This is a genomic window from Vibrio antiquarius, from assembly GCF_000024825.1.
Taxonomy (GTDB): Bacteria; Pseudomonadota; Gammaproteobacteria; order Enterobacterales; family Vibrionaceae; genus Vibrio; species Vibrio diabolicus.
On record NC_013457.1, the window covers coordinates 610,661 to 625,228 of the forward strand.

The window sequence follows — 14,568 nt, forward strand, 5'->3', positions numbered from 1 at the left end:
TTTTTTATTATTAAAATTACGCTAAACGATTGATTCCATTGGTGGTTTGGGATTGTTCTTCAACTGTATTATTTGATGTCGCCAAAGCGCTCAAGATAAAGAACGGTTGCCGCAGTACGAGAAGGAACTTGAAGCTTTTTAAGTAAACTCTTCATATGCACTTTAACCGTGGATTCAGAAATAAAAAGACGATCGGCAATCTGCTTGTTGCGGAAACCTCTTGCCACCTCTCTTAAGATCTGCGTTTCGCGATCCGTCAGCGTATCAAAAACGTCCTCTTGTCCTGAACGCTCACTCAAATACTTAGAAACTTCTTGGCTGTAAGCTTTGTCGCCTTGATGTGCTTGTTTTAGCAACTCAACCAACTCATCGGGCTCAGTGTCTTTCAATAAATAGCCATCTGCGCCACTTCGAACTATTGCTTCTATGTCAGCTGGGCTATCCGATACGGTTAAGATAACAATTCGAGCTTCACAACCATCAGCACGTAGCGCTTGTAAGGTATCGAGGCCTGACATGCCTTTCATATTGAGATCAAGAAGTACAAGATCCAGTTCCAGCTCATGCGCTTTCGCTACCGCATCTGCGCCATTACTTGCTTCTGCAACGACTTCAAACTCAGGCTCAAAGCTTAAAAGTTGGTGAATACCTCGTCGCATGAGTGGATGATCATCCACCAGCATTACTTTACACACTGTCACTGTTTACTTCCTTACTATGTTGGAATTCTAGTTTTACGGTACAGCCTTTGTTGATCGATGCTTCAATGTGAAGATCGGCATGCAGCCTAGCGGCTCGCTCTTGCATGATACTCATACCGTAATGATTTAATTTTTCGTCTTGATGTTCAAAGCCTATTCCATCATCGGTAACGGTTACTGTGACTTTTCCATCATTATCAAGACATTGAATGTGAATATTATCTGCTTGCGCATGCTTGATGGCATTAATTGCCGCTTCTCTTATCAACTGTAGTAAATGAACCTGCTGGTGTGCATCCAGTTCAGTTGAAGAAAGTCTATTTTTTAACGTAATGTCAGCGACGGTTTGTTCGTTGAGCGTTTCGACCATATCTTGCAATGCTTGGCCAAAACTGCCCTCTTTAATCGTAAGACGAAACGTCGTCAGTAATTCGCGTAGTTGGGTATAAGCAGCAGATAAGCCCGTATCCAACTCGGCAATGACTTGATTCGCCTGAGCTATCGCTTTTTCATCAGGCAAATTCTTTACGCTTCTCTTTAATAAAGCGACCTGAATTTTTAAATAAGAGAGTGCTTGAGCTAATGAATCATGCAGTTCCCGAGCAATGGTGGCTCGCTCTTCCATCAGTAGGATTTGTTCTGCTTGGCGTTGGGCTCGATTGTAATACACGGCACGCGATAAAATCTGCACAAAGTTGTCAATCAGTGCCTCATTCGGACAAGGTAACCCGGCCTTCCAATACAAATAGCCTAAGTGCTCACCGTCCAACGTTAGAGCCTTACTGTGGCAATCTTCATCACAGTCGTGGCAGCACTCTTCCCCTTCCATCAATATCCAACTCGGTTCTCCCAATTGCTCTATTTCAAGTTTGACCGCTTTAATGCCTTCAAGACTTGCAATATGTTGTAATATGGCTTGGAAGTTATCCTGATTAATACGCGAAGCCGTTAACTCTTTCGACGAGTCATACAATACTTCTAAAGACTGATTCGCATGCTGTAATTTACGCGTTTTTTCATCAACCGCTTGTTCTAGCCCTCGGTATAACTTACCAAGGTCCGTCGCCATCCGATTAAAGGTTCGAGTCAGGATCCCCATTTCATTATCGCTGGATACATCAAGCGATATATTAAATGAGCGATTCTTAATTTGCTCGCTAGCAAAAACTAAAGCACGCAAAGGCCGTACAACTTCGAGGCGCACAAAATGGACAACAAACATACTGACACAAAGGATACCGCCTAACCCTAACCCGCCAATCCAAGCTAAGTTAATCAGCTTTTGCTCCGAAAAGCTTTGCAGCTTAAATACAAACTCATCGATCTGCTTTACAAAACCAGCCACTAGGAGTTGGTACTCCGCCGGGTTGTCTCCTCTCAACACCGACTTGAGCTCATGCCATCTCATAATAAGACGGTAGTAATCATGAGTAATGTCTTCTGGCACTGACCAATGCTGGAGTGCTTTCATGGAAGGTGAGTATATCGAATGTTCAAATGCGTCAATATGTGAAGAATAGTCAACAGATTTAACCTGAATATCATTCGCCAGACGGTAGCTTTGCATTCGCATCGAGCCAGCAACATTGACGGCTTCTGCATCATTCAAGCTTGACGCTAACGTAAAAATTGCAAAACCAGTCGTAGCAACTGAAAGCAGCAAAATAAGAAGCATCGCGGACGCAATCGTGCGCGTCACTGACTTTTTCACATTTTTAAACAATCTGAGTTCCTCGCCCATTAACAACCCTATTTGTACGTGCAATGAACCCATTACCTTTCAACTTTATCAATATGTGATCACCTGCGACGGAATTTATTGATCCAAAACAATATTGCATCCCATTTACCTCCTAAGAGGTATTTATACAAATATGTCAAAAACTACAATTTCGTTAGTTTAAATGACAGTTTATTAATGAAAATTGTGGACTATGCTTAGTTTGGGTTCCAAGTTTCGAGGTGACTAAGTGGTAGACCTTTCCAGAAGAAGACTCTTTGCAAGAAAAGCGCACCCCGACAACGCCGTACGTTTGCCTTGGTTAACCAAGCCAGAACAGTTTACGGACGATTGCACTCGCTGCGGTAAATGCATTGAGGCCTGCGAAACAAAGATTATAACTAAAAGTGATGGCGGATTCCCTTCGGTCGATTTCTCTATTGATGAATGCACATTTTGTTATCAGTGTGCAGACGCCTGTCCTGAGCCCCTTTTCTTGCCAAAAACAGAGCAACCTTGGCAAGCGAAAGCAAGCATCAACGATAGCTGCTTAGCAAAACAAAATGTCGAATGCCGAAGCTGTGGGGATATGTGCGACCCAATGGCAATTCAGTTCAAATTAGAGCTGGGGAAAGTAGCACAACCCAATTTAGACCTTGATGAGTGTAACGGCTGCGGCGCCTGTGTTTCAGTGTGCCCGACTTCATCCATCAATGTGAGCAATATAACAGCCTAAGCCGTATGTCGTCGGCCAAAGGCAATAAATGAGAGAGCTATATGTCACTAAATGAAGTGCATATTTCAAGTTTGGTAGTACATGTACTGCCAGAACATCTGGACGAAATCAAACAACAGATCGAAGCACATGAAAATGCGGAAATCTATGGTGACAGTCCAGAAGGCAAGATTATCGTCGTGCTTGAAACCGAAAACCAAGGTTTTATCACAGACACTATCGATGCCATTAACAATTTACCGAATGTCTTGAGCACGGTATTGGTTTATCACCAAATCGAAACTGGGCTTGAAGAAACGGATGAAGAAGACACTGGAACACAACATTCCCAAATCGAGGGTGAAGTATGAAAATGACAAGACGTGCGTTTGTGAAAGCAAACGCGGCTGCATCAGCTGCTGCTGTCGCAGGTGTGACACTACCAGCATCTGCAGCCAACCTGATTGCAAGCTCTGATCAAACCAAAATCACATGGGACAAAGCACCTTGTCGTTTCTGTGGTACAGGCTGTTCTGTTCTTGTTGGTACTCAAAATGGCAAAGTGGTAGCAACACAGGGTGACCCAGAAGCACCAGTAAACAAAGGCCTAAACTGTATTAAAGGCTACTTCCTTTCTAAGATCATGTACGGTCAAGACCGTCTGACTCAGCCGATGCTGAGAATGAAAGATGGCAAATTCCACAAAGACGGTGAATTTACACCTATCTCTTGGGATGACGCTTTCGACATCATGGCTGAGAAATGGAAAGCTTCCCTCGAGAAAAAAGGTCCAACAAGCGTAGGTATGTTTGGCTCAGGCCAATGGACAGTAATGGAAGGCTACGCTGCGTCAAAGCTAATGAAAGCTGGCTTCCGTTCAAACAACATTGATCCAAACGCTCGTCACTGTATGGCTTCTGCTGTAGTTGGCTTTATGCGCGCATTCGGTATCGATGAGCCGATGGGGTGTTACGATGACTTTGAGAACGCAGACGCATTCGTTCTATGGGGCTCGAACATGGCAGAGATGCACCCTGTTCTATGGACTCGTATTACTGACCGTCGCCTAAGTCACCCTCACGTTAAAGTGAACGTGCTTTCTACTTACTACCACCGTTCATTTGAGTTGGCAGATCACGGCTACATTTTTAATCCACAGTCTGACCTAGCGATTGCTAACTTCATCGCGAACTACATCATCGAAAACGATGCGGTAAACTGGGACTTCGTAAACAAGCACACTAACTTCACTCAAGCAGATACCGACATCGGTTACGGCCTACGTGACGATGATCCGCTACAAAAAGCAGCGAAGAATCCTAACTCAGGCAAGCTAACGTCTATCTCTTTCGAAGAGTACAAAAAGTCTGTTGCACCTTACACCGCTGAGAAAGCCTCTGAAATCTCTGGTGTTGAAAAAGAGAAGCTTATCGAGCTTGCGAAGCAATACGCCAATCCAAATACAAAAGTAATGTCACTTTGGACAATGGGTATGAACCAACATACTCGTGGCGTGTGGATGAATAACTTGGTTTACAACATCCACCTACTAACCGGTAAGATCTCAACTCCAGGTAACAGCCCATTCTCACTAACGGGTCAACCATCTGCGTGTGGTACCGCTCGTGAGGTTGGTACTTTCGCTCACCGTCTACCTGCAGACATGGTAGTAGCTAACCCGAAACACCGTAAGATTGCGGAAGACATCTGGAAACTGCCAGAAGGTACGATTCCACCAAAACCTGGCTTCCACGCCGTATTGCAAGACCGCATGTTGAATGATGGTGTTCTGAACTGTTACTGGGTTCAATGTAATAACAACATGCAAGCGGGTCCAAACATCAACACAGAACGTCTTCCAGGTTACCGCAACCCTGAAAACTTCATCGTTGTGTCTGACCCATACCCAACAGCGACAGCGCAAGCAGCAGACCTTATTCTTCCAACTGCAATGTGGATTGAGAAAGAAGGTGCTTACGGTAACGCAGAGCGTCGTACTCAAGCTTGGTACCAACAAGTGGGCACGGTCGGTCAGGCAAAATCTGACCTATGGCAGCTAATGGAGTTCTCGAAACGCTTCAAAATGGAAGAAGTGTGGCCTGAAGAGCTACTAGCGAAAGCGCCTCAGTACCGTGGTAAAACCATGTACGACGTACTATACCGCAATGGTAATGTCGACAAGTTCCCTATCGAAGAAGCACGCGAATTGAATGACGATGCCCACCACTTCGGTTTCTATGTTCAAAAAGGTCTGTTTGAGGAATACGCAACGTTTGGCCGCGGTCACGGGCATGATTTAGCACCATACGACCGTTACCATGAAGTGCGTGGTCTACGTTGGCCAGTTGTTGATGGTAAGGAAACACAATGGCGCTTTAAAGAAGGTTCTGACCCATACGCAAAAGAAGGTTCTGGTTGGGATTTCTACGGCAATGCTGACGGCAAGGCGAAGATTATCTCTGCACCATATGAAGCGCCACCAGAAGTGCCAAACGATGAGTTTGATATGTGGCTATGTACTGGCCGTGTTCTTGAACATTGGCACACAGGCACCATGACTCGTCGTGTACCTGAGCTATACAAAGCAGTACCAGACGCGGTGTGTTACATGCACCCTGAAGACGCAAAAGCGCGTAACGTTCGTCGTGGTGAAGAAGTACTCATGGCAAACAAACGCGGCGAAGTACGCGTTCGTGTTGAAACTCGCGGTCGTAACCGTCCGCCAAAAGGTTTGGTATTCGTACCGTTCTTTGATGCACGTATTTTGATTAACAAGCTCATCCTAGATGCGACTGACCCACTGTCTAAACAGACAGACTTTAAGAAGTGTCCAGTCAAAATCACTAAGATTGCTTAACCTTCAGATACCGAATGCTACGGCCGTCACTATGGCGGCCTAATAAAGAATTTAAGCCATAAAGGCGGAGATGAAATGATGAAAAAATTACTTGTCGCACTTTTATCTGTAGGTGCTTTAGTGACAGGCATTGCGCAAGCTGAGTTAGATAATCCAGGTGGCATTGGTGGTCTAGAGTCTCTACGTGGAATGTCTCAATTGGAAGACACACGCCCAGCAGATGAGTTCAAAGACTTCCCTAAAGACCAGATTGTTGAAGATAGCTTTGTTTATCAACCACCGTTGATCCCACACAGCATCCGTCACTACGAAGTATCGTTAAATGCTAACAAGTGTCTTGCGTGCCACAGCTGGAAAAATGCAAAAGAGTCAGGCGCGACTAAAATTAGCGTAACGCACTATGTAAACCGAGAAGATGCTGTGTTGGCGGATATGTCTCCTCGTCGTTACTTCTGTTTGCAATGCCACGTGCCACAAACTAATGCTAAGCCACTAGTTGAAAACAAGTTCGAGGCAGTTGATTCGCTTCAGTAATTGAAACGCGAGTACGAAGAGGTTATTTATGAAAATACTTAAAGCGTTTTGGAAAAGACTGAAGAACCCAAGTAAAGCTGCCGCTGGTGTGGTTTTGTTCTTAGGTTTTGCTGGCGGTCTTTTATTTTGGGGCGCATTCAACACAGGTATGGAGGCAACCAACACAGAAGAGTTCTGTTCTGGCTGTCACGCACCAATCGTTGCTGAAATTCAAGAAACAATTCACTACTCTAACCGTTCTGGTGTTCGTGCCATCTGCTCAGACTGTCACGTTCCTCATGAATGGACAGATAAGATCGTTCGTAAAGTACAAGCATCCAAAGAGCTATTCGCTCACTATGTTCTGCGTACTATCGATACACCAGAGAAGTTCCAAGAGCGTCGAGGACACCTTGCTGAGCGAGAGTGGGCGCGAATGAAAAAGAATGACTCTCTTGAGTGTCGTAACTGTCACGAGTTTGATTACATGGATTACTCTCAACAAGGCTCACGAGCAGCGGAGCAGCACTCTACTGCGCTAGCTTCTGGAGAGAAAACCTGCGTAGATTGTCACAAAGGCATCGCGCACAAACTACCGGACATGAGCGGCGTTGAAGGCTGGCACTAAGGAGACTTACCATGAGTACTTTAGAATCTGTAATTTGGCATATCCTTGGCTATAGCGCCATGCCTGTGATTATTCTTTCCGGCTTTGTGGCAGTAGCAGCAATCTCTCTCTGGCTGCTGTCATTTGGTAAGGATAAAGAGGTGTAACGTAACGCACTTCTACCCGTCAACTTGCCTATTTGTTGACACCAAGCGCTGAGTATCTACTCGGCGCTTTTTTATTCACCGTCACTTTCGGCCCAAAATGTCCTCAACCGATACATATACTCAATCGGTATAATAAGGTAGTCAGTAACGACCAAAAAAAGCGACCATAAAGGTCGCTAAAATTTACTGCTATAGGGAGTTGTTTAAGATTCTTTTACTGGCAGAACCTGCTTGACGTATTGCCCTGGAGCTTCATCGATTGCTGGGTGGTCTTCCGAGCCAATAGGGAATGGTTCGACTTGCTCTTTAGGATTGAATTGAAGTAGCCATTCATTCCAATGTGTCCACCACGACCCCTCTTTGTGCTCGGCATTATTCAACCACTCGTCAGCCGAATCATCCAAAGTATCGTTCAACCAATAACCATACTTATTTTTCGCTGGAGGGTTCACGATACCCGCAATATGACCCGACTCACCAAGAACAAACGTTTTGTTGCCACCAGTGTTCAGGGCACCACGATAAGTTCCCTGCCATAACGCAATATGGTCTTCTTTCGTTGATACAAAATAGCTAGGAATTTTGATCTTATTTAGGTCAATCCATACCCCACCAATTTTGACGCCTTTGTCTTGCACCAACTTGTTCTCTAAATAGAGTTCACGAAGCAAGAAGTTATGAGAGGCGGCACTCACGTTGGTGCTATCACTGTTCCAGTACAACAAGTCAAAATCGACTGGGCTGTTGCCCTTCAAGTAGTTGTCGACATAGTAGTTCCAGTACAAGCTGTTTTCACGCAGTAAGCTGAATGTGACGCTTAATGAACGACCGTCCATATACCCTTTTGCGTTGTTTTGCGCCTCAATTGCACTCACAATGGTGTCATTGATGTACGCGCCAACTTCGCCTGGCTGAGAAAAGTCGAGCAATGTGGTGAAGAAAGTCGCTGATTTAATACGCTTCTTCATACGTTTTGCCGCATAGTACGCAACCGTGCTCGCCAGAACCGTACCACCGATACAGTAACCAGCCGCGTTGATTTGCTCTTGGCCCGTTATATCTTCAATTGCCGCGACAGCTTTGACGACGCCTTCTGTCACATAGTCACCAAACTCTACATGCGCTTGTGCCTTGCCTGGGTTGCGCCAAGACATCATAAATACGCTATGTCCCTGCTCTAGCAACCATCGAACCATTGAGTTCTTCGCTGTTAAGTCAAGGATGTAGTATTTATTAATGAAAGGCGGAACGATGAGCAGTGGCGTCGCATTCACTTTCTCTGTTAGAGGTCGATATTGAATCAACTCAAACAATTCGTTTTGAAAAACCACATCGCCCGGAGTGGTCGCAACGTCATCACCCACGCGAAACGCATTGTTGTTCGTCATACGAATTTTCAAAATGTCCGCGCTGGACTCAACGTCTTCTTTTAACTGCTCTAAGCCAGCCAGCAGGTTTTGACCGTTTTGCTCAAGTGTCAGTTTCAAGAGTTCTGGGTTCGTCGCGATGAAATTCGAAGGGGAAAGTGCATTGATGGCTTGACGAGAAAAGAAAAGTATTCGCTCTTTAGATTTTTCATCCAAACCTTCGAGTGACTCAATTGTATCTAAATAAGTCTTGCTGAATAACAGGTAGGATTGCTTAATGAAGCTATACATCACCTCATTTTGCCACGCTTCATTAGAAAAACGCTTGTCCCCTTTTTCTGCTTCAATGATCTGTTTTTGGTTACCCGCCAACGCGACATTCTGCCAAATTTGTAGCTGCTGTTCCCACCATTCTGCTTGCAGTTTTAAGATCGCAGCAGGCTGATTTACAGCTTGTTCGAAGAGTTTGGCAGTGTCTTCCAAGTTCACTTCTTGCATGGCCTTATTTAAAGGAGAGTTCACGACTGCCTTGTTCACTTCGAAATCATGCCACCACTGTTGATTGGTTTGTTGAAGCTGTACAAGATAGTCCGAAAAGAAGTGCTGAAACATAGTCTTACTCCTATATTCGGAAAAAACAACGCCGCCCAAATTAGGGTCTAGAGACCCTAAGGCGGCGAGAATCGGACAAATTACGCTGGAGTAACAGTCTTTAGATTTTCCGAAGTCATTTTCTCAACGTCTTCTTTGAACTCCTTTGCAATAGCTTGAAGCTTGTTGCTGTCGTCCATCATTTGTTGAGAAAGCTTAGTAAGAACGCTTAGTTGCTGGCTGTTGAAAGCAGTCAATGACGTTACGTCTTTGATTTCTGATGCCGCTTTCATTTGGTTCAGACCCACTTCGCTGTAAGTACGAATTGCGTTCAGTTGAAGCTCAGTCAACACTTCTACGTTTTTTGTCACTAGCTTGTTGAACTTCAAGTAAGGTTCTAGATTTTTTTCAGTTTGATCGCTAAAGGTTTTGAAGAAATCTGTGTACATGGTTTATCTCCTAGAGAAAGAATTAAAAATGTCCGTTTAAATAATTACTTAACTGCTTTTATAACCACAGCCGTCCCCATGCCGCCGCCCACACAAAGTGATGCGACACCATATTGACCATTTTGCTTATGAAGCTCGTGAACAAGCGTCACTAAGATTCGGTTGCCCGATGCACCAAGTGGGTGACCTAGCGCGATAGCACCACCATTAAAGTTCGCTTTATCTTGAATCGCGTTAACGGGAACTTGGTTGGTTTCCGCCAACTGATGAATCACGCCAAGTGCTTGCGCGGCAAATGCTTCGTTTAACTCGTAAACGTCAATGTCGTTTACCGTTAATTCTGCTTTTGCTAATGCTTTATTGACTGACTCCACTGGACCTAGACCCATGATTTTCGGATCAAGCCCCGATTGCGCATAGCTTACGATCTCAGCAATAGGCGTGAGTCCATGCGCTTTAACTGCGCTCTCAGACGCGACGATAATTGCACTCGCACCATCGTTAATACCTGATGCATTCCCCGCAGTCACAGTGCCTTCACGGTCAAAAGCAGGGCGCAACTTGCTTAACGCTTCCATAGTCGCATTAGCCTTTGGGTATTCGTCGGTATCGAATAGCACCGTTTCACGGCGTTGCTTTACTTCTACGGGCACAATTTCGTCTTTGAATTTACCCGCTTCGATTGCCGCCACCGCTTTCTGTTGGCTAGACAGCGCATACTCGTCTTGCTGTTGACGGGTTAGGCCGATTTCTTTTGTAACGTTTTCTGCCGTCACACCCATGTGATATTGGTTATAAACGTCGGTTAAACCGTCCGCTACGAGCAGGTCTTTCAGCTCTAGGTTGCCCATTTTGTTGCCATCACGAATACTACTTGGCGCGGCAAACGGAATCTGAGACATGACCTCAACACCTGCTGCAACAACAATCTCTGTATCACCACTACGGATATGTGAAACCGCATCCATGACGGTTTTCATGCCACTGCCGCAAACCATGTTTACACCATACGCAGGAACCGCGTCCGGAATCCCAGCGAACAATGCCGCCTGACGACCGACTCCCATGCCTTGACCTGCGCCGACAACGTTGCCAACAATCACCTCATCAATCTTATCACCAGTCAACTTTGCCGCTTCTAACGCACCTTTAATCGCTACTGCTGCCAAATTGCCAGCAGAGGTATTTTTCAGACTGCCACCAAAGGCGCCAATTGGAGTGCGCTTCGCTGCTACGATAAACACTTTTTCCATCATCTTCTCTCCTTAGTGCATGTATAGGCCGCCATTCACCGACAAAGTCTCACCGGTGATATAGGCCCCTGCATCGCTGACCAAGAAGCTCACTGATGCTGCAATTTCTTCTGGTGTAGCAAGGCGTTTCATTGGGATTTGATTCGTGATGGACTCCAATACTTCTGGCTTCATTTGCTCAACCATTGGTGTACCAGTGTAACCTGGCGCAATAACATTTACTGTCACACCCGAACGAGCACCTTCATACGCCAAGGCTTTAGAGAAACCTATCATCCCAGCTTTCGCCGCCGAGTAGTTTGCTTGACCAAACTGCCCTTTTAGGCCATTGACTGAGGAGATGTTAATGACACGACCACCGCCTTTTTCGCACATCGCAGCGAACAGAGGTTGCGTAACGTTGAATAGACTATTGAGGTTGGTATTAATGACGTCATTCCAAGCTTGCGCAGTCATCTTTTTAAACACGCCATCACGTGTGATACCTGCGTTGTTGATAACGACATCAATGGTCCCTTCTTCCTCAAGCAATTGCGCTAACTTTGCTGCACACTCTGCAGTGTTTGTTACGTCCAACTCAAAAAGGCGAACCTGATCTTTGGTAAACCCTTTACTGTTGAACCACTCCAACGCACATTCATAGTTGCCTGTGAAATACGTAGCGATTACACGGTAACCATCATTCACTAATTGAGAGGAAATAGCAGAACCAATTCCGCCTTTTGATCCGGTGATCAAAGCGACTTTCTTCATCGAAGACTCCATTCTTAACGGCATTTAAAAAAGCAAACTAAATACACTGATGAAATAAATCACCAACTGACGTGTTTATTTATTCTTTTGGCTATCAATCCTGTGATGCCTTTTATTTTAAGTTAAACCAGAAATATTACATTTCAAATAAAAAACTAATCCATTTGCATAAGATTGATTTAGATCTCATTAAACATGAAATGTTATAAAATGGTTAACTCTTTATAAGTCATTGTTTTAAATAAAATAAAGTTAAACACAAGCTTATCAGAACATAAATTTAAGCATTATTTATCAATAGGTTACATACCGAACAGTGGACGTTACATCATCTCATGATTTCAGATACCACTCTCATGCTCAGAGTTGTTCTCTATAAATACGATTAGAATAATAATTCAAATATCAATATAAGCAATTGTCAGTAATATCATTTAATTACTAACTTAAATGATATTTAAGACAGTATAAACTTAATTTTATATTTATAGTTTCGCTTATGAAAAGTGGTATATTTAGAATGTAAACAATAGAAGAAAACGTCTCATTTTGGTGCAGTTCGCACTATTATGACGCAGCAATTAAAAAATAATTTCAGTTTTATTTTAAATATCCAAATAACATCAATTAACTAGCATTTAACGTATCGAATCACTTTTTATCTATTGAAGTACCGGTACGGTGCAATATTCGATGGTGCCATCTCCTAAAGCAATCATCTAGATTCTTTAACCCAGTAAATTGATGTTATACCCAAATGACGTCAAGATGCAGAAATCGTGTCAGTGACATGCTCCGCAGGGCGAGTTTCCTTATCCCACAGCCTTTGTTAACGATTTTTGATTTAGAACCACTAGATCTTCAAATCGTTGCCGTGCCTGTGAGCCAAGTCATTCTCGCTGAACCTAGCACCTTGAGGTTATTTGGGGATATTTGGGGATAGTATCCTTTATCAATTTGCACTATCTTTGTGGCTTCTATCAAATCACTTAGTTATCAACAAACATGAATCTTGCATTGCTCAGTATGTTCATCCCTACCTTCTTTTTTGTCTCAATTACACCAGGAATGTGCATGACGCTCGCCTTAACGCTAGGAATGAGTATCGGTTATCGCCGCACATTATGGATGATGATTGGTGAACTCGTCGGTGTCGCGCTGGTTTCAGTCTCGGCAGTACTAGGGATCGCAGCGATCATGCTCAACTATCCTTGGATGTTTATCGCACTAAAGTTTATTGGTGGCGGCTACTTACTCTATCTTGGTGTAGAAATGTGGCGATCTCGAGGTAAGTTAGCAATAAATGTCGATAATTTGGAGACACCCAGAAGTGGTAATGTCGCGCTCATCATGCAAGGCTTCGTTACCGCTATCGCAAACCCAAAAGGCTGGGCATTTATGATTTCTCTGCTGCCGCCTTTTATCGATCAAAATGCGGCTCTTGCTCCACAGCTGATCGTGCTTGTCTCCATCATCCTTCTTTTTGAGTTCATTTGTATGTCTCTGTATGCCACGGGTGGTAAAGGACTGAAACGCGTGTTGGGTCAATCAAAGAATGTGCGCCTGATGAACCGTATCGCGGGCACTTTAATGATGGGGGTTGGTGTTTGGCTATTACTGAGCTAAAGCAACGCTGGAAATGATGAAAAATATCCTAAGAAAAATTACGCGAAACATAAGTGAAGTATTAGATTTTCAGGCCCGGGTTTGGGTCGTAAACGTTTATGCTGGAGAACACAAAGGCGAATCTTACGTTGTAAACGAAGACAGCTTTTCCGAGCCATTGCAATGGATGAAAAAGAAAGGTTATCACACATCCATGTTGCGCCTGGTTGAATCGATGAAGCGCTCTCAAATCATTGAGTTCGATTTAGGTCACGTCAAACACCGCCTGATGCGTGTGAAATAGCACAAAGTAAAACGCCACTCAAACAGAGTGGCGCGAGCACTTTTTACCTTCAGCACCTCGTATTACGGCGCGGTATCAATCTCAACAGGCAAGTAATGCTTCGGTTCGAGCTTGAACAGTTCAGGTAATACGGTACCAATGGAAATGGAAGACCATGTACCTGATAGCACACCAATAAACATCGCTGTTGAGAAACCCGCTAGCGGTGCTCCCCCCATAATCCATAGTGCACCAACAGTAATCAGTGTTGTACCTGAAGTCACCATCGTTCTAGAGAACGTCGCGATGACAGCCTGGTCATTGATGTCTTCCATTTTCCAACTTTGTTTCGCGATCAGTAGCTCACGAATTCGATCTGAAATGATGATCGAATCATTCAATGAGTAGCCTAAAATTGCCAATACGGCAGCAAAAACCGTTAAGTTGAATTCCATTTGGGTAACGGCGAAGAAGCCGAGGACGACAATTACGTCATGAGCCAGAGCAAATACAGAGCCACTCGCTAAGCGCCATTCAAAACGGAAACACAAGTAACCAAGGATGCTCAGCACACAAATCAATAGTGCTAAACCGCCTTGGTCAAACAAATCCTGGCCAACTTGAGCACCAACAATACTGTTGCTGACGACATCAACTTGATGTGAAACTGGCTTTAATACCTCTTCCACACTTGGCAGAGTTTGCCCTTCTTCAGGGGCGGAGTAGCGAATGAGCCAACGACCATCTTCACCTGTGCGGGTGACAGAGGTTGATTCACCAAGTTTTGGTTGTAGTGCATCAAGCAGATCGTGGTTGGTTAACGACTTATCGACTTTCACTTCTGTCACCATACCACCAGTGAAATCCAAGCCGAGATTCAACCCTTTAAAGCCCAGAGCACCAAGTGCGATCACCGTCAAAACGATAGAAACTAGCGTAGTAAAGTGGCGAATTTTACGAATATTTTGTTTTAGCATTTCGACCATG

The 14,568-nt window shown here is 44.3% G+C and carries 15 protein-coding genes; 8 read left to right on the forward strand and 7 right to left on the reverse strand.

The annotated features are described in order from the left end of the window. Nucleotides 1-68: 68 nt before the first annotated feature. Nucleotides 69-701, reverse strand: a complete 633-nt coding sequence (locus VEA_RS17565; RefSeq protein WP_005398453.1) for a response regulator — start codon at nt 699-701, stop codon at nt 69-71. Then, nucleotides 688-2,424, reverse strand: a complete 1,737-nt coding sequence (gene narQ, locus VEA_RS17570) for a nitrate/nitrite two-component system sensor histidine kinase NarQ (RefSeq protein WP_012842359.1) — start codon at nt 2,422-2,424, stop codon at nt 688-690. Before narQ ends, VEA_RS17565 begins: the two co-directional genes overlap by 14 nt. A 247-nt stretch (nt 2,425-2,671) precedes the next feature. Between narQ and napF the strand changes: the two genes are divergently transcribed. From napF to VEA_RS23570, 6 genes are all read left to right on the forward strand, one after another. After that, nucleotides 2,672-3,157, forward strand: a complete 486-nt coding sequence (napF, locus tag VEA_RS23565; protein WP_005398455.1) for a ferredoxin-type protein NapF — start codon at nt 2,672-2,674, stop codon at nt 3,155-3,157. A gap of 41 nt (nt 3,158-3,198) precedes the next feature. Further along, nucleotides 3,199-3,507, forward strand: a complete 309-nt coding sequence (locus VEA_RS17575) for a chaperone NapD (RefSeq protein ID WP_005398456.1) — start codon at nt 3,199-3,201, stop codon at nt 3,505-3,507. Further along, nucleotides 3,504-5,993 carry a periplasmic nitrate reductase subunit alpha gene (napA, locus tag VEA_RS17580; RefSeq protein WP_006741149.1) on the forward strand — a complete coding sequence of 830 codons (2,490 nt, stop codon included), beginning with the start codon at nt 3,504-3,506 and terminating at the stop codon, nt 5,991-5,993. Before VEA_RS17575 ends, napA begins: the two co-directional genes overlap by 4 nt. Before the next feature lie 78 nt (nt 5,994-6,071). Then, a complete protein-coding gene (locus VEA_RS17585) occupies nt 6,072-6,527 on the forward strand; it encodes a nitrate reductase cytochrome c-type subunit (protein ID WP_031780699.1) in 456 nt (151 codons plus the stop codon). A 28-nt stretch (nt 6,528-6,555) separates the two neighbouring features. Beyond that, entirely contained in the window at nt 6,556-7,134 is a 579-nt protein-coding gene (locus VEA_RS17590) for a NapC/NirT family cytochrome c (protein WP_005398274.1), read from the forward strand. A gap of 11 nt (nt 7,135-7,145) precedes the next feature. Further along, nucleotides 7,146-7,280 (forward strand): TIGR02808 family protein, encoded by a 135-nt coding sequence (locus tag VEA_RS23570; RefSeq protein WP_005373546.1) that lies wholly within the window; start codon nt 7,146-7,148, stop codon nt 7,278-7,280. Nucleotides 7,281-7,483: 203 nt separating this feature from the next. On the opposite strand, the gene phaC is transcribed toward VEA_RS23570, so the two are convergent. The 4 genes from phaC to VEA_RS17610 all read right to left on the reverse strand — a co-directional run bounded on the left by phaC (nt 7,484) and on the right by VEA_RS17610 (nt 11,693). Continuing rightward, a complete protein-coding gene (gene phaC / locus VEA_RS17595; protein ID WP_006741150.1) occupies nt 7,484-9,259 on the reverse strand; it encodes a class I poly(R)-hydroxyalkanoic acid synthase in 1,776 nt (591 codons plus the stop codon). Nucleotides 9,260-9,339: 80 nt separating this feature from the next. After that, the gene (locus VEA_RS17600) at nt 9,340-9,687 is read right to left on the reverse strand and encodes a phasin family protein (RefSeq protein ID WP_005398278.1); all 348 of its coding nucleotides are present in this window, start codon (nt 9,685-9,687) and stop codon (nt 9,340-9,342) included. A 44-nt stretch (nt 9,688-9,731) separates the two neighbouring features. Further along, nucleotides 9,732-10,940: an acetyl-CoA C-acetyltransferase gene (locus VEA_RS17605; protein WP_041853144.1), complete on the reverse strand. Its 1,209-nt coding sequence runs from the start codon at nt 10,938-10,940 to the stop codon at nt 9,732-9,734. 12 nt (nt 10,941-10,952) lie between these two features. Further along, nucleotides 10,953-11,693 carry an SDR family oxidoreductase gene (locus tag VEA_RS17610; protein WP_005398281.1) on the reverse strand — a complete coding sequence of 247 codons (741 nt, stop codon included), beginning with the start codon at nt 11,691-11,693 and terminating at the stop codon, nt 10,953-10,955. 1,005 nt (nt 11,694-12,698) lie between these two features. Here VEA_RS17610 and VEA_RS17615 point away from each other — a divergent pair. Together VEA_RS17615 and VEA_RS17620 are read left to right on the forward strand one after the other, a co-directional pair. Beyond that, complete coding sequence (locus VEA_RS17615; RefSeq protein WP_041853084.1) at nt 12,699-13,319, forward strand: LysE family translocator; 621 nt, start codon at nt 12,699-12,701, stop codon at nt 13,317-13,319. Between the two features lie 16 nt (nt 13,320-13,335). After that, a complete protein-coding gene (locus VEA_RS17620) occupies nt 13,336-13,602 on the forward strand; it encodes a hypothetical protein (RefSeq protein WP_012842361.1) in 267 nt (88 codons plus the stop codon). A gap of 62 nt (nt 13,603-13,664) precedes the next feature. Here the strand turns inward: VEA_RS17620 and secF are convergent, their stop codons facing one another. Continuing rightward, nucleotides 13,665-14,567 (reverse strand): protein translocase subunit SecF, encoded by a 903-nt coding sequence (gene secF, locus VEA_RS17625; protein WP_005397711.1) that lies wholly within the window; start codon nt 14,565-14,567, stop codon nt 13,665-13,667. Nucleotide 14,568: the final 1 nt, after the last annotated feature.